The organism is Flavobacterium melibiosi, assembly GCF_048158545.1.
Classification (GTDB): domain Bacteria; phylum Bacteroidota; class Bacteroidia; order Flavobacteriales; family Flavobacteriaceae; genus Flavobacterium; species Flavobacterium melibiosi.
The window spans coordinates 246913-266376 of record NZ_JBLNKU010000001.1; the positions used below are offsets into that span (position 1 = coordinate 246913).

Sequence of the window (19464 nt, forward strand, 5' to 3'; positions counted from 1 at the left end):
CGGATTTTCAATATTGATTTGTGGGAAACTTAAACCTTCATGATTTCAGCTTCTTTTAGAACTAGAAGTTCATCTATTTTTCTGATGTAACTGTTGGTTAAGTTTTGAACTTCTTCTTCGGCACTTTTGCAAATGTCTTCTGATGTTCCTTCTTTTTCTAATTTTTTAATATCTGTATTAGCATCTTTTCTGGCATTACGAATACCGACTTTTGCGTCTTCGGCTTCTACTTTGGCCTGTTTGGCAAGATCGCGCCTTCTTTCCTCAGTTAATGCGGGAACGCTAATGATGATTACATCACCGTTATTCATTGGATTAAAACCAATGTTTGCTACCATAATTGCTTTTTCAATTACTTGTAGCATATTTTTTTCAAAAGGCTGTAAAGTAATCGTTCTTGCATCAGGAACACTAATTTTTGATACTTGAGAAAGTGGTGTTGCAGATCCGTAATAATCTACAAAAACGCTTCCAAGCATTGCAGGAGATGCTTTTCCTGCACGAATGTTCAAAAATTCTTTTTCTAAATGCGCAATAGAACCGGTCATAGATTCTTTGGTACTATCTAATATAAATTCAATTTCTTCAGTCATAATTTAGATCTTTGGATTATTAGATTTTTTAGATCTTTAGACTGTCTGACAATCTAAAAGTCTAACAATCTAATTTGTCTATTTATATATTTACTACTGTTCCTATATTTTCTCCTTCACAAATTTTCAATAGATTACCTACTTTATTCATGTCGAAAACTACGATTGGTAATTTATTTTCTTGGCTTAATGTAAATGCAGTCGTGTCCATTACATTCAATCCTTTTTTAAGGACATCGTCAAAGGAGATAAAATCAAATTTTATTGCTGATGCATTTTTTTCCGGATCACAATCATATACACCATCAACGCGAGTTCCTTTCAGAATTACATCGGCATTGATTTCCACACCACGTAAAACGGCAGCGGTATCCGTTGTAAAATAAGGATTTCCAGTTCCTGCACCAAAAATCACAATTCTGCCTTTTTCAAGATGACGAACTGCTCTTCTTTTAATATATGGCTCAGCTATAGACTCCATTTTTAAGGCAGTCTGTAAACGTGTTTTCATTCCTTTGTCTTCTAATGCGCCTTGTAATGCCATTCCGTTAATAACAGTGGCTAACATTCCCATATAATCGCCTTGTACTCTGTCCATTCCTGCACTTGCTCCGGCAACACCTCTAAAAATATTTCCACCACCAATCACGATAGCAATTTCTACTCCTTTTGCATGAATTTGCTTGATTTCATCGGCATATTCAGCTAATCTTTTTGGGTCAATTCCGTATTGCAAGTCGCCCATTAAAGCTTCGCCACTTAGTTTTAGAAGAATTCTTTTGTATTTCATTTTTGTATTGAGTTGATTGGTGCAAATATAGACATATTCTGTTTTTTAAAAAAAGCGTTCCTTAAATTTTATAAATTAAGTTTTTCGTAGGATTTTTTTGCGGCTTCATAGCCAATGTTGAAGACTGCATCCATCTTTACTTTGCTGGTTTCAAAAGTGCTGTAAAGGCATAAATCCTTTGGTTCTATAACCCAGTCGCAAATATTAAATTTGTGCAGGTTTGAATTTGCCGAAAGGATATCAAAAGCTCGGGTGGTTACCGCTTTTATAGAACTTAGATCTTTGGCTTCGATTTTTTGAATTGGACTCACGTAAACTCCAATTATGGTATCGCATTGTCCTTGTAAAATATCAGTTGGAAAATGGTTTAATATGCCACCGTCACTGTATAATTTTCCTTTAATTTCAAATGGCGACAAAATTCCTGGAAATGCTGAAGAAGCTAAAATGGCATCAATAATTTTTGTTTCAGGGCCAAATATTTTTAGTTTTCCTCTAATCATATCCGTTGCTGTAATTTGTATAGGAATTTTTAGGTCTCCTAATAACGCATCTTTAAAAATACTGTGAAAATAAGTTTTAAAAGATTCAGAATCAATTAATCCGGCTTTTTTGAACGTTAAATGCTTCCAGTGAAAAAGGTATATCGATTTGAAAAATTCCAGAATTTCTTCGGGAGTTTTCCCCCAGGCATACATTGCACCAACAATTGCACCTGCGCTTGTTCCTGCTATTTGAGACGGACGGATGTTTTTTTCTTCTAAAAATTTAATCACACCAGCATGAGCTATACCTTTAGAACCTCCGCCGGAAAGTACTAATCCTATCGATTTTGTTTTTAAATCCATCTTTTTTATTTGTGATAAAATTACTCTTTTTGTGGAATTGAAAGTGACATATATCATATTTATGCTCCAATTTTATGGTAACTTTGTGAAAATAAATAATTCATTATGAAAATTCCAGTAGCTAAAGCATTGTTTAATAGTCACTCTTATCCGGAGTATAGAAAACTAGTTTCAGATTTATTACTTGAAGGAAAATCAACCGGTAATGAACAATCTGAAGATTTAAAACATTACAGTGAGTTAAATGAAACCCGAATGAATCGTTTGGATAAAACGATGAAAATTACCAATGAAAATAGTTTGAAATTAAAGAACTTAAATAGTGAATACATTTGGTTAGTAATTTCAGAAGGTTGGTGCGGTGATGCAGCCCAACTCTTGCCAATTATCAATAAAATGGCAATAGATTCCGGTAAAATAGAATTGAAAATTGTTATGCGTGATGAAAATGACGAATTGATGAAGTTGTTTTTGACCAATAAAAAGAAATCAATTCCAATAGTGATTGTCGTAGAGAAAGAAACAGGAAGTGTTCTTGGAAGCTGGGGCCCAAGACCCAAAGGTGCTACCTATTTAATTAATGATTATAAAAAAGAATTCGGAGTAATTGATGAAACAGTAAAAACCAACTTGCAATTGTGGTATTTGAAAGATAAAGGATTGAGCACTCAGGAAGAAATAATTAATTTAATGCAAAATCTCTAATGCAAAACGCTATTTAGGGATACGTTTTTTTATATCAAATAATTTAGTTTTTTTTGGTCTATTTTTTTGGAGTATTAAAGAAAAAATTGTAAATTGGTGGCTGCCAACCAAGTCTACTATTTGATTTACTTTTTTTATGGGTGTTTAAATATTGTATCACAATTTTTTTAAAAAACATCGTCATGAAAAAGCTATTTGAAAGGGTTTATGATTATTTATCGTGTTTACTGTTTGGAGGTAAAAACGTAACTCATTATTAAACCAATGGCGCAGCCAAGTAGACAAAAAAAGAGTATGGATTAAAACTACTTTAAATTTTAGAAAAAACACATCGCAAATTCAATTTAGTATTTGTCATGTGTTTTTGTTTTTTGATTACAATCGAGGCGTTAGACTTTCTTCAAATAAAGTCACATCCATAGCCTCATTTACATCATAATCTCCAATTTTTGTTCTACGTAAAACGGTTAAATGAGAACCTGAAGACATGGCTTTTCCAAAATCGTAAGCTAAAGAGCGAATATAGGTTCCTTTACTGCAAACCACTCTGAAATCGACTTCAGGAAGCGCGATACGTGTGATTTCAAATTCGTGGATAGTCGTTTTTCTAGTGGCAATTTCGATTGTTTCCCCAGCTCTGGCATGTTCGTATAAGCGAACGCCATCTTTTTTTATAGCTGAATAAATGGGTGGTTTTTGATCTATTTCGCCCAGAAATTGTTTTACGGTTTCCCGAATTAAAGTTTCGTCAATATGATCCGTTGGGAAAGTTTGGTCTATTTCAGTTTCTAAATCATACGAAGGTGTCGTGGCTCCAATATAGAATGTTCCGGTATATTCTTTGGCTTGACCCTGAAGTTCGGTGATTCTTTTGGTAAATTTCCCTGTACAAACTAATAGTAATCCAGTTGCTAAGGGATCTAAAGTTCCGGCGTGACCAATCTTAAATTTTTTTGGAAGATTCAGTTTGCTGATTAAAGCCCATTTCAATTTATTGACTGCCTGAAAAGAAGTCCAATTCAAGGGTTTGTCAATGAGTAAAATTTGTCCGTTTTGGAAATCTTCGGCTGTCTTCAAAAGAAATTATTTTAAGTATGAAAAGTAAATCAATAAAAAGATACCTACTATTATTCGGTACCATCCCCAAGGTTTGAAACCGTATTTTTTAATGATTTCAATGAAGAATTTAATTGCTATAATGGCAACAATAAAAGCCACAATGTTTCCTATTAGGAATAGTTGTATGTTTTCGTTAGACTTTAGAATCAATTCATAGCCTTTCATTTGCGAAGACTCATACGTTTTTAAGAACACGGAATAACAGGTAACTGCCGTCATTGTGGGAACCGCCAAAAAGAAAGAGAATTCCGCAGCAGCATGACGGGTTAATCCTTGTTGCATTCCTCCAATTATAGAAGCGGCGGAACGACTTGTTCCCGGCATCATCGCTAAGCATTGCCAAAAACCAATGATTACGGCTTTTTTAACTGTTATATCTTCTTCTTGAATAACAGTTGGATTTTGGAAACGACTGTCAATAAAAAGCAAAATAATTCCACCCAAAATTAATACAATCGCAATTGGAATAGGATCTCCTAGAACTGCTTCAATTTTATCATCAAATAATTTCCCTAAAACCAAGGCTGGAATTACGGCATAAATAAGTTTGAGGTAAAAGTTGATGGCAACACTTCGGGAAGAGAAATCGAAAAATTTTTTCCAATACAAAGCGACAACCGCCAGAATGGCTCCAAACTGAATGGAAACTTGAAAAAGCTTGACGAAATCGTCCTCTTGAATTCCAAAATACGAACTGACAAAAACCATGTGCGCCGTTGAAGAAACCGGAAGATATTCTGTTAATCCTTCAATGACAGCAATTAAAAATGCTTGTAATGTATTCATTATATAGTGATCAGTGTTCAGTTTTTAGTGTTCAGTTAATTTAGTTTGCTTTATACTGCAACTTATTACTCTTCACCGTTTACTATTTTTTGGGATTTTTAAGAATGGCATAAACGGTAATTCCAAAACCGATTAAAACAGTAGTGGGCGCTAATCGAATTCTTCTAAAATTAAAGATGTCTTCGTTAAACACATTTGGATCATTACTTCCTCCGCCAGACATTAGTATAAATCCCAAACCAATTACTCCAATTCCGATTAATAGAATTTTATAATTTATTTTGTCAAAAAGGAATTCATGTTTTTGGTCGTTATCTTTCATTTATGCTTGATTTATTTCAGCGTCTAAAAATGCTGAATTATGATGGTGTAATTAAATCTGAATTCTAAAATCGTTAATCTGTAATCTGAAATTAATAAAGATCGTCTGTTCTCAAATTCAAAAAGCGTTGTGTGGCAAAATAGGTGCTTAACCAAGTAATTAAAACACCAATTCCCAAAACAGCCAGTAATACCAATCCAATTAAAGCTTTATCTTCCAATATGCCAAGATTAGGAAAGTTTGTTTCAACGTAAATCAAAACCCCAATCAATGCGAGAACTGCCAGTCCTGCGCCAATCATTCCCAGTTTTATGCTTCGCATTACAAATGGTTTTCTGATAAAAGCTTTAGTGGCACCCACCATTTGCATGGTTTTAATGATAAATCGGTTGGAATGGATTGATAAACGCAACGAGCTATTAATCAGTAATACGGCAATAAAGGCTAAGAATCCGCTGATTATTAGAATCCACATACTTACTTTCTTGATGTTGTCGTTGACCAAATTCACTAATTGTTTGTCATATACAATATCCGATATCATAGGATTTTTGCGTAAACCAGCTTCGATTTTTGCAATACTATCTTTAATTACATAATCGGCTTTTAAGTGAATATCGTAAGAGTTTTGCAATGGATTTTCACCCAAAAATTCCATAAAATCCTCTCCGATAATGTCGGTATGTTGTTTAGCAGCAGCTTCTTTCGTAACGTAATCGTATGATTTAGTAAAACGGCTTGATTTTAATTCGGTTCCAAAAGCCTTCAATATGCTGTCATTGGCTTCGTTCTTAAAAAAGACCGTCATGGCAATATTTTCTTTGAAATCGTCAGCTAATTTTTTAGAATTTATAATAAAAAGACCCAGTATTCCAAGTAGAAATAAAACCAAGAATACACTTAGTACTACTGAAAAATAAGAGGAAATTAATCTGCGTTTTTGAAATTTATCAAAGGAAGAACTCATAGTTTACTTAAATTATGGGGTAAAAATAATAAAGAATTTCTTTATTTAAAGTTAATAACGCTCAAAGTTTTAACTTTCGTACAATAAACGTAAATTTCAAAAGCAAACCAATCTTTTAAAGACTCTTTTTTTAAATTTTACCAACATTCCAAGTCAATGATAAATAATACAATCCTCCAATTGAAGGCCCGCCTAACATAGAATAATAGGTTTTGTTGAGGAAATTAGTTCCTCCCAGTTTAGCAGTTACGCCTGGTTTTTTAAAATTATAATTTACTTGCGCATCCATTGACCAATAGGTGGGTACTTCGCCGCTAACCAGGAAAGAAACATAATCATATTTATTTTGATAGCGATACGTAACACTTGCGCCAAGGTTTCTCCATAAATTTTCTGCAATGACTGTTCCATTCACAATAAATTTAGGCGTGTTAAAACCATCTTCCAGTCCATCTTTATCATCTGTTCGGTCTAATTTAGTGTAGGTTAAATTCCCTAAAAATGAAAACACATTGTTGTATTTGTATTTTAATCCTAAACTACCACCATAATTGTAGATTTTACTTTTAGAATTGGTCCATAAACGATAGCGACTTTGAGAAGCTTTAGAATATAGTGAAGTTGGTATAAGTGCTGCATCCGTTGTATTGGGAATACTTGCTTCAACTTGTGCAATAAAATTCTCATACGAGTTGTAATAAAAATCGGCATCAATAAACAAGCTCTTTTTTAGGACAACTCCTCTAAATCCAAATTCAAAAGAACGAACAAATTCAGGTTGTAAATAGGTATATGGATTTTTCTGGATTATAGCTTTGTTTTTGTCAATTGCTTGTGCCTGCGTTAGACCAAGTGTATTAATGTCGCTGTTAACTTGGGCTTGAAATTTGTCTATGGATGCTTTTGTATAAGAATTTTCAAAAATCCCATCTGACATTATTCGTAATCCACCCACTCGTTTTACGCCTCCGCTGTTTACATTTGAAAAACCTTCAAAAATACTTGGAAATCGATAACCACTTTGGTAGGAAGCTCTGAAATTAATTTCTTCTTTGGGCGAATATACTGCGGTAATTCGTGGTGTAAATTTCAAATCGAAATAGTCCGCTTTGTCCAAACGCATGGTTGCGCTCAATCGTAGTTTTTTATCAAATAAATCTTTGCTTAATTGGGTAAATCCACCCGTTTTTCCATAGGTTAGATTTTTTGAACTATTGACAGGATTAATAAAGTAGTTTCCGTCCGGAACAATAATGTAAGTTCTGTAATCAAAACCACTTAAGAGTTGTGCGTCAATTTTTTTGAAAAAAGAAGAAAAAAGCTTGTCCCAATTCAATACCCCTTCGGAATGGAATAGGCTTGATTTTACTCTAAGCGCTGCGCCATAATCCCAATTATTGATGTTGACTAATTCGTCTTTTTTCTGATTATAGGCATCAGTTCCGGGTTGAAATCTTCCCCGGTTTGATAGTTCTCTTGCTGTTTTATGAGCATTTGCAACGTTTGACCCTCCATTTATTGCGTTTTTATAAGCGGTGATGTAATCCGAAAACCATTGGTCATCTGATTTGAAGGCCCTGTCCATATTTTCAGCAAGGGAACGCATATTGTATGATTTTCCTGTGTTCTCTTGAGTTAAATACGTTCGTATTTGAAAAATATCCGACTGATAATCGATCGCGTATTGATTTAGCGTGTAATCCTCTAATCTGAAACGATTGGAGCGCTGATAGACGGTATTAATTAAAGCTCCCCTATAAGTAACAGCTAATTGGTGTCCTTTTTTTGGTCGGAAATACAAACCAACATCTCCTTTGTGATTTTGGATGTTATAATCTGCAATATCTTCTTCTCTATATCCCGTTCGGGCAACAACGTATTTTTTTCCATTTAAGGTCAATGTTTTTCTATTTGCCGATTCGTTACCGTAACCATTAACTTCATCAAAAGCAGGGTTGTCAGTACCATATAAATTAGTTGAGGAATTGATAGTTGGAACCAAATCGGTTCTGTTGTCTGCCACCCAATCCGTGCCTCCAGTTGTGGAACCGTTTATTTTGAAAGCAATTTTTGAATTTAATGCTTTTGCATAACGAAAATTAGCTTGGGTATAAAGCTGAGGTGAAAAGCGGTCTATATTCCCAACATGATTGACTCCGGTTAATTGTTGAATGCTCAACCCTTGATATTCAAATGGATTTTTGGTTTGAATATTCGCCAATCCATTGATGGCGTTCATCCCGTATAATGCAGAAGCTGCTCCTGGAATTATTTCGATTTTATCGATATCCAAGTCGTTCGCTCCGAATGCATTGGCAATTGGGGCTCCCAAATGCGGTGTTTGATTGTCTACGCCATCTACCAATTGGGCAAACCGGACGTTGGTTGTGTTGGCAAATCCTCGGGTGTTTATGACTTTAAAGCCCAAACTTGGGGTGATTATTTGTACGCTTTTCAGGTTTTCCAATGCGTCAAAATTGGACGGGGACCCCATGTTTTTTACATCGGTAGATTTTAATTGTTCAATACTTATCGGAGAACGCAAAAAAGTTTCCTGGGTACGTGAAGCGGTGATGACTACTTCTTTAAGTATTTCTTTTTTGATGCTGTCCCGGCTTGTTTTTGAATTTTCTTTTTGGGATTGTGCTAAGCTTTTTAAGCTCAGTAATAATAGCATTACATATAATTTTGATTTCATAATAGTTTTGATTTCATAATAGTTTTGATTTTTCAGTATGTTTAAAAAGGAATACTACTGATGATTAAGGTTTTTGGTTGTGTAGTTAGTTTTCTTTAATTCATTTAATAGTTGGTTTGTTTCAGTATGTTTTAAAAAGAATACTGCTATTCAAATTTTTTAAAATTTCAAATTCAACGTTTCTTTTCTGGCAAAATCTTGAATTTTCTTTTCTAATTCATAAAAAGTCTGAATGGCTCTTTCTCCTGCCTCCGTCAATCTGGCACCGCCACCACCTTTGCCGCCAAGTAGTTTTTCTACCAGTGGTTTTTCGGCACGTTTGTTCATTTCTGCCACTAATTGCCAAGCTTGACGATACGCCATTTTCATTTCTTTGGCTGCATTAGTGATAGAACCCGTTTTTGCGATATTCTCCAGTAACCATATCTTTCCAATGCCCAAAAAAGGACCGTCAGCTTCTTCAATCCAGATTCTGACTGCTATGGTGTATTTTTTATTTTCTTCCATCAGTATGTTTTAAAAAATATAGTGAAAAGCAACTAACTGCTTATAAATGAGATTTTGTAAGATTTGATAAATTTAAAATACGTAGATATTATTTTACAAACATAAGTATTTTTACGTAGTTTTAATTAATTATTTATTTTTTTCTTTGTCAAAGAAATAGCTTTGGTACAATGTACAATAAACGTAAATTTGCCACTCAATTTTTGTGCAACCCTTTCAGGGTTCAAAACCCTGAAAGGGTTAAATAAATACCTAATTATGACTTGAGTGTGCGGAAGCATGACTCCATTAAAAGAACAATTAAGAAAGTAGAATGAAATACAATCCGAACGAAATAGAGGCCAAATGGCAGAAATATTGGTTAGACAACGCAACCTTTAAAGCCGAAAACAATTCAACTAAACCTAAATATTACGTACTTGATATGTTTCCTTATCCATCTGGAGCGGGATTGCACGTAGGACATCCGCTGGGATACATCGCCTCTGATGTGTATTCAAGATACAAAAGACACCAAGGTTTTAATGTGTTGCACCCGATGGGCTACGATAGTTTTGGTTTGCCTGCGGAACAATATGCCATTCAAACGGGGCAACGTCCGGAAGATACGACATCAGTAAATATTGATGGTGGAACAGATAAAGAAGGAAATAAAATTGCCGGTTACAGAAAACAATTGGATAAAATTGGGTTTTCATTCGATTGGAGTAGAGAAGTGCGCACTTCAAATCCGGATTATTACAAACATACACAGTGGATTTTCATTCAATTATTCAATTCTTGGTACAATAAAAACAGCGACAAAGCCGAAGATATTTCGACTTTGGTTTCCATTTTTTCAACGGAAGGAAATGCAAATGTCAATGCGGTTTGCGATGAAAATATAGAAGCTTTTTCAGCAAATGAATGGAACGCTTTCGCAAAAGAACAACAGGAGAGAATTTTGCTGCAATACAGATTGACTTATTTAGCCGAGACTGAGGTGAACTGGTGTCCGGGATTAGGAACCGTTTTGGCAAATGACGAAATCGTAAATGGTGTTTCAGAACGTGGCGGTTTTACGGTTGTTCGTAAGAAAATGACGCAATGGAGCATGCGAATTTCGGCTTATGCAGAACGTTTGTTGCAAGGTTTGAATGATATTGACTGGAGCGAAAGCATCAAAGAAAGCCAAAGAAACTGGATTGGAAAATCCGTTGGAGCGACTGTAGAATTCAATGTTCAAAATTCGGAAGCTAAAATTGCGGTTTTTACCACCAGACCTGATACCATTTTTGGAGTTACGTTCATGACATTGGCGCCAGAACATGAATTAGTTTCACAAATAACTACTCCGGAACAAAAATCGGAAGTGGAAGCGTATATAGAAAAAACGTCAAAACGTTCCGAAAGAGAACGTATGGCCGATGTGAAAACCATTTCGGGAGTATTTACGGGAGCATATGCGGAACATCCATTTACGAAAGAACCAATTCCGGTTTGGATTGGAGATTATGTTTTGGCAGGTTACGGAACAGGCGCGGTTATGGCGGTTCCTTGTGGCGACGAAAGAGATTATGCTTTTGCGAATTTCTTCAAAGGTCAAAACGGAATGCAGGAAATCAAAAATATTTTTGCGAATGTCGATATTTCTGAAGTAGCGTATGGTTCTAAAGACAATGTGATTATCGCTAATTCTGATTTCCTAAACGGATTGAATTACAAAGAAGCCACCAAAAAAGCTATTGAAGAATTGGAGAAATTAAACCAAGGAAAAGGAAAAACGAATTACCGTTTGCGTGATGCCGTTTTCTCTCGTCAAAGATATTGGGGAGAGCCGTTTCCTGTATATTATGTAAATGGTTTGCCGCAAATGATTGATGCGAAACATTTGCCAATCATCCTTCCGGAAGTAGAGAAATACTTGCCAACCGAAGAAGGTTTGCCACCTTTAGGAAATGCTTTGGTGTGGGCTTGGAATACAGAAACGAATGAAGTAGTTAATACGGATTTAGTCGACAACAAAACAATATTTCCTTTAGAATTGAACACGATGCCAGGTTGGGCGGGAAGTTCATGGTATTGGATGCGTTATATGGATGCGCACAATGAGAATGAATTTGCGAGCAAAGAAGCCTTGGCATATTGGGAAAGTGTGGATTTATACATTGGCGGAAGCGAACACGCAACCGGACATTTATTGTATTCCCGTTTTTGGAACAAATTCCTAAAAGACAAAGGTTTTGCTCCAACAGAAGAACCATTCAAAAAACTGATTAATCAGGGAATGATTTTGGGAATGAGTGCGTTTGTCTATAGATTAGACGGGACAAATACGTATGTTTCTAAAAATAAAATCGATGGACAAAAAGTCCAGCCTATTCATGTGGATGTTGCAATGGTTAATACTTCAGATGAATTAGATATTGAAAAGTTTAAAAACTGGAGAGAAGATTATAAAGATGCCGAATACATTACTGAAGAAAACGGAAAATACATAGTCGGTCGCGAAATTGAAAAAATGTCGAAATCCAAATATAATGTCGTAACTCCAGATGATATTTGTAATGAATACGGAGCCGATACGTTGCGTTTGTATGAAATGTTCTTAGGGCCTTTGGAACAAGCAAAACCTTGGAACACGGCTGGAATTTCAGGAGTTTTTGGGTTCTTGAAAAAACTATGTCGTTTGTATTTTGATGAAAATGATTTGATTGTTACCAATGACAAACCAACCAAAGACAACTTAAAATCATTGCACAAAACCATCAAAAAAGTAGCGGAAGATATTGAAGGTTTCTCTTTTAATACATCGGTTTCTCAGTTTATGATTTGTGTGAATGAATTGTCAACCCAAAATTGTCATTCTCGTGCTATTTTGGAACCATTAGCAATTGTGATTTCGCCTTATGCACCGCACATTGCCGAAGAATTATGGTCGTTGTTAGGAAATACAGGTTCAGTTGCAACGGTTGCTTTTCCAATATTTGAACCGGTACATTTGGTAGAAAGCAGCAAAGAATATCCAGTTTCTTTCAACGGAAAAATGCGTTTCACGATGGTTTTACCTTTGAATTTAACCAAGGAACAAATCAAGGAAATCGTAATGAAAGACGAAAGAACCATCAAACAATTAGAAGGCAGAACGCCAAATAAAGTGATTATTGTTCCGGGAAAAATCATTAATTTGGTGGGATAAAAATAGAATTTACAAATGTTCAAAAATCCAAATTCTATTTTAGAATTTGGATTTTTTTTATTTTAATCCATAAAAATCCGTGCAAATTCGTTTCAACCGCGTTATCCGCGTTCCATTTTAGGAATGCCAAATTGACATTGTAAAAAATTGGTTCAGATTTTGATGATTCTTTTATAACTTTAAACAATAAAATTAAAAAACAAAAATATGGGAATGGGTTATTTGATTCTTGCCGGAGCAATTATGCTTTTCAGCTGGTTAGTTAGTTCAAGACTAAAAAGCAAATTTGAACATTATTCTAAATTACAATTACAAAACGGAATGTCTGGCGCAGAAATCGCCGAAAAAATGCTTGCCGATAATGGAATTCGCGATGTAAGAGTTATCTCTACACCGGGACGTTTGACGGATCATTACAATCCAGTAGATAAAACCGTGAATCTAAGTGAGGCGGTTTACAACCAACGAAATGCGGCTGCGGCTGCTGTTGCGGCGCACGAATGTGGTCACGCCGTGCAACATGCCGTGGGGTATCAATGGCTAACGATGCGTTCTAAATTAGTACCTGTGGTGAATGTGGCATCAACGTATATGCAATGGATTTTGCTTGCCGGAATCTTGATGATGAAAACTTTTCCACAATTGCTATTGGTAGGAATTATCATTTTTGCAGCAACCACTTTGTTTTCGATTGTTACTTTGCCGGTAGAATATGATGCGAGTAATCGTGCATTGGCTTGGTTAGAAAACAAAAGAATGCTGACGCAACAAGAACAAGCAGGAGCTAAAGATTCGCTTAAATGGGCTGCCAGAACGTATGTCGTAGCTGCTTTGGGATCTATCGCAACGCTGTTGTATTATGTTTCGATTTATATGGGAGGAAGCAGAAGAGATTAGATTATTGGATTTTTTAGATAATTAGAAGAAAGCCGTTTGTACTAAAAACGGCTTTTTTGTGTTCGTATAAATCTAACAATCCAATTATCTAACAATCTGACTAAAGTTGAATCTGTCTGTCGATTTGTTGGTCTAAGGAAATGAATGTTTCTGTTCTGGAAACGCCTTCTATCGCTTGGATTTTGGTGTTGAGCAAATGCATTAAATGTTCGTTATCACGACAAATAATTTTTATCAGAATCGACCAGTTTCCTGTAGTATAATGGCATTCCAATACTTCCGGAATTTTCTTTAAATCCCGTACGGCTTCTGGATTTCTGGCTGCTTTGTCCAAATAAATCCCAACAAACGCCATTGTATTATAACCTAAAATCTTATGATTTACAGTAAACTTGGAACCCGAAATCACACCGGATTGCTCCAGTTTTCGCAATCGCTGGTGAATCGCCGCTCCCGAAATCCCTATTTTATTTGCGATTTGAAGAATTGGTTTTCGGGCATCTTCCATTAGGTCACGTAAAATTTCTTTATCGATACCGTCTATTTCTACTATAAGGGAGTTGATTTTCATACGAAGTTAATATTTGTTTTTTATAGGAATATGGTATCGCCATTCTCCATTATTGTTTGTGATTTTGAATCATGGCGATTTCATAAGTTATTATTTTAAACCAAACTATTAAATTTAGTTTGAATTGAAAATCAAATTTAAGATAAAAACGATTAATGTTAATGAAAAATATAAGATTACTGTGTTTTTTTAAGGCTTAAATGAACTTCTATTTCTTATATGGTTTGTATTTATCAATATATAAGAAATAGAAGTTCATTTTAATAATGCAATTGTTCAATTTTGTTGCATAAAAAAAGCCATTCGGATTACGAATGGCTTTTGATTGTATCTAAAAGTAATTTTCTATTTTCCTTTATTTGCTTCAGCGATATATTTTTCTAAAGCCATAGTCATAGAAGGGGTTCCAGGAGTTGGAGCCATAATATCGATGCGTAATCCATGATCCAAAGCTTCTTTTTGAGTTGTACTTCCAAAAACCGCAATTCTGGTATTGTTTTGTTCAAAATCAGGAAAGTTCTTAAACAATGATTTGATACCTGTTGGGCTAAAGAAAGCCAAAACATCATAATATACATCTGCTAAATCAGATAAATCACTCATCACTGTTTTGTAAAAAACGGCAGGAGTCCAGTCTACTTTCAATGCATTAAGCGTTATTGGCGCATCTGCATTTAATTGGTCTGAAGCAGGCAATAAGAATTTTTCGTCTTTGTATTTTTTTATCAGTGGAGATAAATCAGCAAAATCTTTAGGACCTACGTAAATTTTACGTTTTCTATAGACGACATATTTTTGCAGATAAAAAGCAATTGCTTCAGACTGGCAAAAATACTTTAATCCCTCAGGAACTTTAAAACGCATTTCGTCAGCAACTCTGAAAAAATGATCAACAGCATTTTTGCTTGTCAAAATAATTGCCGTGTAATGATTAAGATCAATTTTTTGAAGTCTAATCTCTTTTGCACTAACGCCTTCTACATGAATAAAAGGTCTGAAATCAATTTTAACTTTATGCTTTTGTTGAAGCTCAAAGTAAGGGGAATTTTCCACTTTAGGTTCGGGCTGTGACACCAAAATTGTTTTCACTTTCATATTTTAACATTTTCTACGCGCTCCCTTTTGTAAACCAATAATACATAAAATAATAGGGGGCTATTTCAAGTGCGCAAAGATATAAAATAAAATAAAACAACTTACCGAATATTAAATTTTGATAATTTTTTATTGAAATTAAATATGTTAGTATGTTTATTATCAGTACTGTAGAAATAATAAATAATGGAATATTTCTTGATATTGAGTCGTAATAGAACAAAATGATATTGATTGGAAGTATAAATAATCCAATATAGGTCCTGTAAGTTACTTTTTGAAGGTTAAATTGTTCCACAAATTCCTCCATATTGAATGCTGTGCCAATAATTTTTTCTATCAGATATTTTGATAAAACAAAAAATATAAGGAAAGTAATTATTTGAATGTATAGAATCCAATCTGTTTTTGAAGCAAATCCAAAATAGCTCAAAGAAAGTTGAATAAAAAAGGCAAAGGAAATAACCTGAACAAAAAATAAGGCAACAGTAAAGCCGCTTTTAAGGTGACTGCTGTCTCTATATATTTTGGTGTATTTATTTGAAAAAATTAAATTTGCAAAATCACCAAAACGATTTTCAAAAACGGATTTGGTAATAGCAATAATAGCAAAAGACAACACAAATAAAAGTGTGGCCCAGTCTTTATTTTCGGTTATTCTTGGATGAAGTACATGTTCAATCATAGCGATACAAAATTACTAATTTTTTACATCATTCTTTTTTATTATAAATTTATTATGAATCAAATGGCATAAAAAGTTTACTTTTGCGTTGAAATTACTCAAAATATGAACGATTGTATTGTTATAATTCCTACCTATAACGAAATTGAAAATATCGAAAGCATTATCAGAACTGTGCTTTCTCAACACAAGCCTTTTCATGTTCTTATTATTGATGATAATTCACCAGATGGCACTGCCGATAAAGTAGTTGTGCTTCAGTCTGAATTTAAGGACAGATTGTTTTTAGAAAAAAGAGCTAAAAAGTCAGGGTTAGGAACCGCTTATGTCCATGGTTTTAAATGGGCTTTGGAACGTAAATATGATTTTATTTTCGAAATGGATGCTGATTTTTCGCACAATCCAAATGATTTGGAAAAATTATATGATGCGTGTCATTTAGGAGATGCTGATTTAGCAATTGGCTCCCGATATGTAACCGGTGTAAATGTGGTTAACTGGCCTTTAAGTCGAGTGCTAATGTCATATTTTGCTTCTGTTTACGTTAAGTTAATAACCGGAATGAAAATTCATGATGCTACAGCAGGTTTTGTTTGTTATAAAAGGCAAGTACTGGAAAGTATCAATTTAAATAAGATAAAATTTGTTGGATATGCCTTTCAAATTGAAATGAAATACAGAACCTACTGTAAGAAATTCCAAATTGTTGAGGTTCCCATCATTTTTACGGATAGAACAAAAGGACAATCCAAAATGAGTAACTCTATAATTGTTGAAGCAGTTTTTGGGGTTATTTCACTTAGATTAAAAAAATTAGTCAACACATTATAAGCAGAAGATACGATGAACAGGATTTTAATTAAGAATGCCAAAATAGTAAATGAAGGAACGATTTTTGAAGGCGATGTACTAATTGAAGACGACTTAATTGTTGAAATTGCAGAAAGCATAAGTGCAAAATCTTCTCAATGTAAAATCATTGATGCTGAAGGGAATTATCTAATTCCGGGCGCGATAGACGATCAGGTTCATTTTAGAGAGCCGGGTCTTACGTACAAAGGAGATATAGAATCAGAATCTAAAGCTGCAGTTGCAGGAGGAATTACTTCTTACATAGAGCAGCCTAATACGGTTCCTAATGCAGTTACACAAGAAATTTTAGAAGAAAAATATAAAATTGCTGCGGAGAAATCCTATGCGAATTATTCTTTTATGATGGGTGCAACAAACGATAATTTAGAAGAGGTTCTTAAAACAAATCCGAAGAATGTTGCAGGGATAAAAATATTTTTAGGTTCATCTACAGGTAATATGTTGGTGGATAATGAAGCTACTCTAGAAAAAATATTCTCAAGTACACCAATGCTTATTGCAGTTCATTGTGAAGATGAAACCACCATCAAAAATAATTTAGAAAAGTACAAAGAAGAGTTTGGCGAAGATGTCCCCGTAACGGTCCACCATCTTATCCGAAGTGAAGAAGCGTGTTATATTTCATCTTCAAAAGCGATTGCTCTGGCTAAAAAAACGGGTGCACGTTTGCATATTTTTCATCTTTCAACTGCCAAAGAAATGGATTTGTTTACGAATAAAATCCCATTGGAAGACAAGAAAATTACTGCTGAAGTTTGTGTACATCATTTATGGTTTACCAATGAGGATTATGCAACCAAAGGCAATTTAATTAAATGGAATCCGGCGGTAAAAACAGCTAATGACCGAAAAGTGTTATGGGAAGCGTTGCTCGATGACAGAATTGATGTGATTGCAACGGATCACGCGCCACATACATTGGAAGAAAAAAAATTACCGTATCTTAAAGCTCCTTCTGGTGGGCCTTTAGTGCAACATGCTGTCGTGGCTATGTTTGAAGCGCATCATCAAGGTAAAATCAGTATTGAAAAAATTGTTGAAAAAATGTGTCATAACCCGGCTAAGATTTTCAAAATAGAGAAACGTGGTTTTATAAAAGAAGGGTATTATGCCGATTTAGTCATAATAAATTCAGGTTTGCCATGGAGCGTTAAAAAAGAGAATATTCTTGCTAAATGCGGCTGGTCACCATTTGAAGGATTTACTTTTAAATCTAGAATTACCCATACTTTTGTTAACGGGCAATTAGTTTATACGGCTTTTAAAGTGAAAGAAATTCGTGCAGGGAAACGATTGTTATTTGACAGATAAAAGGGAAGAAATGAAGAAAATAATATCACTTTTAGCGATTATTTTAATATTTGTTAGCTGTAAGGAGGAGGTTGTAAAAAAACCGGATCGTCTTATAGAAAAAGAAGTGATGCTTAATATTATGTACGATTTGTCGTTGCTGGAAGCTATTAAATACCAAAACCCAGCTTCTTTGGATACCTTTAAAATAAATCCAAAAAAATATATTTATAAAAAATATAAAATCGACAGTCTGCAATTTGCTAAAAGCAATACGTACTATGCTTCTAATTATGAAGAATATACAGCTATTGTTGTTGAATTAGAAGATAGGCTAACTAAAAAGAAAGAGGAGATAGCTACTATAATTAAGGCTGAAGAAAAAAAGAATAAGAAGAAGAAAAAAACAATTGAAAAACCAGTTTCACCAACAACCAAACTGATAGATTCATTAGAAATCAATCAAAGAAAACGGCTTTAGTTACAAAATTGAAATTTCTTTGATGTACTGATGAATGTCTAAAAACTCAGTTTTTAAAGCAGTTGTAATTTTTTCATTAGAATACTCATTTTTAGAATAAGATGCTTTTGCCGTAGCGCTAGTCAACGCTCTCTCTTTCATGAAAACATTCGATAGTACCCAATCAATCCTCCAGCTAATTTCCATAAACAACGGTTTCGCATGAAACGTAGGTCTTTTTACGCGAAGGGTGTCAGCAATACTGTTTAATATATCACGGAATATGACATTTTTTGCAACCAATGTAAATCGTTCATTATAAATTTCACTTTCCATTAATTGAGTTGCGATTCGGACTACATCAGTTACGGCAACAAATCCGGAACTTCCCAGCGTGTAAAATGACAATCCTTTTTTTACTTTCATAAAAAGTTGTCCGCTTCCCTGTTCCCAATCCCGACACTTCGGGACGGGGCCAATAATAACACCAGGATTTATAATTATCACTTGCAATCCTTCCTGCTGTCCACGCCATATTTCCATTTCGGCGCCATATTTAGAAATGGCATAATCGCTGTGCGGCTTTTCGGGATTCCATTCAGTTTCTTCTGTTAGAACTTTTTCATGTGGTGCTAAATCGCCAAGTGCAGCAATTGAACTCACAAAACACAGTTTTTTTATAGCATTGGCAATACAAAAATTGACAATATTTGCGGTTCCTTCAATGTTGGTTTTTCGAATTAAATCTTCGTCTTTCGGATCGAAAGAAATCAAAGCGGCGCAATGGTACACGTAATCGATTTCCTCAAAAGCTTTTTCTAAAGCAGGAATGTCAGTAATATCAGCTTGAATCCATTCGATTGTATCAAATAAATCAGCCTTTTTATATAACTTAAATAAGTTTTTAGTCTTTTCTATACTTTTTGTATTGCGATAAATAGCGCGTACTTTTTCTCCATTTTCAATTAAATGAAGCAATAAATGTGCGCCTACTAAACCTGTTCCTCCTGTGACTAAAATCATGCTACGAAAATACGAATAATTTTTTTCGAATAACCTAATAAACAAATAACCGAATCC

General features: G+C 34.5%; 19 protein-coding genes. 6 read left to right on the forward strand and 13 right to left on the reverse strand.

Annotation, left to right across the window (positions count from 1 at the left end):
- Positions 1-29: 29 nt before the first annotated feature.
- From frr to ACM55F_RS01010, 3 genes are all read right to left on the reverse strand, one after another.
- Positions 30-593, reverse strand: coding sequence for a ribosome recycling factor (frr, locus tag ACM55F_RS01000; protein WP_039108610.1), 564 nt, complete (start codon positions 591-593; stop codon positions 30-32).
- 82 nt (positions 594-675) lie between these two features.
- Positions 676-1383: a UMP kinase gene (pyrH, locus tag ACM55F_RS01005; RefSeq protein WP_416851818.1), complete on the reverse strand. Its 708-nt coding sequence runs from the start codon at positions 1381-1383 to the stop codon at positions 676-678.
- Between the two features lie 68 nt (positions 1384-1451).
- Entirely contained in the window at positions 1452-2231 is a 780-nt protein-coding gene (locus tag ACM55F_RS01010; protein ID WP_416851819.1) for a patatin-like phospholipase family protein, read from the reverse strand.
- A 105-nt stretch (positions 2232-2336) separates the two neighbouring features.
- On the opposite strand from ACM55F_RS01010, the gene ACM55F_RS01015 reads away from it, so the two are divergent.
- Positions 2337-2936 carry a thioredoxin family protein gene (locus ACM55F_RS01015; RefSeq protein WP_416851820.1) on the forward strand — a complete coding sequence of 200 codons (600 nt, stop codon included), beginning with the start codon at positions 2337-2339 and terminating at the stop codon, positions 2934-2936.
- Positions 2937-3311: 375 nt separating this feature from the next.
- Here ACM55F_RS01015 and truB read toward each other — a convergent pair whose 3' ends face one another.
- From truB to ACM55F_RS01045, 6 genes are all read right to left on the reverse strand, one after another.
- A complete protein-coding gene (truB, locus tag ACM55F_RS01020; protein ID WP_416851821.1) occupies positions 3312-4013 on the reverse strand; it encodes a tRNA pseudouridine(55) synthase TruB in 702 nt (233 codons plus the stop codon).
- A 6-nt stretch (positions 4014-4019) separates the two neighbouring features.
- Positions 4020-4841 carry an undecaprenyl-diphosphate phosphatase gene (locus ACM55F_RS01025; protein WP_416851823.1) on the reverse strand — a complete coding sequence of 274 codons (822 nt, stop codon included), beginning with the start codon at positions 4839-4841 and terminating at the stop codon, positions 4020-4022.
- An 82-nt stretch (positions 4842-4923) separates the two neighbouring features.
- Positions 4924-5163 (reverse strand): DUF3098 domain-containing protein, encoded by a 240-nt coding sequence (locus ACM55F_RS01030; protein WP_416851824.1) that lies wholly within the window; start codon positions 5161-5163, stop codon positions 4924-4926.
- Positions 5164-5254: 91 nt separating this feature from the next.
- Positions 5255-6130: a cell division protein FtsX gene (locus ACM55F_RS01035; RefSeq protein ID WP_416851825.1), complete on the reverse strand. Its 876-nt coding sequence runs from the start codon at positions 6128-6130 to the stop codon at positions 5255-5257.
- Between the two features lie 130 nt (positions 6131-6260).
- Positions 6261-8828 (reverse strand): TonB-dependent receptor, encoded by a 2568-nt coding sequence (locus ACM55F_RS01040; protein ID WP_416851826.1) that lies wholly within the window; start codon positions 8826-8828, stop codon positions 6261-6263.
- Positions 8829-8987: 159 nt separating this feature from the next.
- On the reverse strand, positions 8988-9335 hold the full coding sequence (locus ACM55F_RS01045; RefSeq protein ID WP_416851827.1) for a winged helix-turn-helix domain-containing protein: 348 nt from the start codon (positions 9333-9335) through the stop codon (positions 8988-8990).
- Between the two features lie 313 nt (positions 9336-9648).
- Between ACM55F_RS01045 and leuS the strand changes: the two genes are divergently transcribed.
- Positions 9649-12513: a leucine--tRNA ligase gene (leuS, locus tag ACM55F_RS01050; RefSeq protein ID WP_416851828.1), complete on the forward strand. Its 2865-nt coding sequence runs from the start codon at positions 9649-9651 to the stop codon at positions 12511-12513.
- A 207-nt stretch (positions 12514-12720) separates the two neighbouring features.
- Positions 12721-13410: a zinc metallopeptidase gene (locus tag ACM55F_RS01055; protein WP_196852946.1), complete on the forward strand. Its 690-nt coding sequence runs from the start codon at positions 12721-12723 to the stop codon at positions 13408-13410.
- 100 nt (positions 13411-13510) lie between these two features.
- Here ACM55F_RS01055 and ACM55F_RS01060 read toward each other — a convergent pair whose 3' ends face one another.
- From ACM55F_RS01060 to ACM55F_RS01070, 3 genes are all read right to left on the reverse strand, one after another.
- Entirely contained in the window at positions 13511-13981 is a 471-nt protein-coding gene (locus ACM55F_RS01060) for an Lrp/AsnC ligand binding domain-containing protein (protein WP_143387568.1), read from the reverse strand.
- Positions 13982-14326: 345 nt separating this feature from the next.
- A complete protein-coding gene (locus tag ACM55F_RS01065; protein ID WP_416851829.1) occupies positions 14327-15076 on the reverse strand; it encodes a uroporphyrinogen-III synthase in 750 nt (249 codons plus the stop codon).
- Between the two features lie 13 nt (positions 15077-15089).
- Complete coding sequence (locus ACM55F_RS01070; RefSeq protein ID WP_416851830.1) at positions 15090-15761, reverse strand: DUF4271 domain-containing protein; 672 nt, start codon at positions 15759-15761, stop codon at positions 15090-15092.
- Between the two features lie 105 nt (positions 15762-15866).
- Here ACM55F_RS01070 and ACM55F_RS01075 point away from each other — a divergent pair, with 105 nt between their 5' ends.
- The 3 genes from ACM55F_RS01075 to ACM55F_RS01085 are packed head-to-tail and all read left to right on the forward strand — an operon-like array spanning position 15867 to position 18405.
- Complete coding sequence (locus tag ACM55F_RS01075; RefSeq protein WP_416851832.1) at positions 15867-16592, forward strand: polyprenol monophosphomannose synthase; 726 nt, start codon at positions 15867-15869, stop codon at positions 16590-16592.
- A gap of 12 nt (positions 16593-16604) precedes the next feature.
- A complete protein-coding gene (locus ACM55F_RS01080) occupies positions 16605-17945 on the forward strand; it encodes a dihydroorotase (RefSeq protein WP_416851834.1) in 1341 nt (446 codons plus the stop codon).
- A gap of 10 nt (positions 17946-17955) precedes the next feature.
- Entirely contained in the window at positions 17956-18405 is a 450-nt protein-coding gene (locus tag ACM55F_RS01085; protein ID WP_416851835.1) for a DUF4296 domain-containing protein, read from the forward strand.
- Here the strand turns inward: ACM55F_RS01085 and ACM55F_RS01090 are convergent, their stop codons facing one another.
- Complete coding sequence (locus ACM55F_RS01090) at positions 18406-19407, reverse strand: NAD-dependent epimerase/dehydratase family protein (protein ID WP_416851836.1); 1002 nt, start codon at positions 19405-19407, stop codon at positions 18406-18408.
- Positions 19408-19464 lie beyond the last annotated feature (57 nt).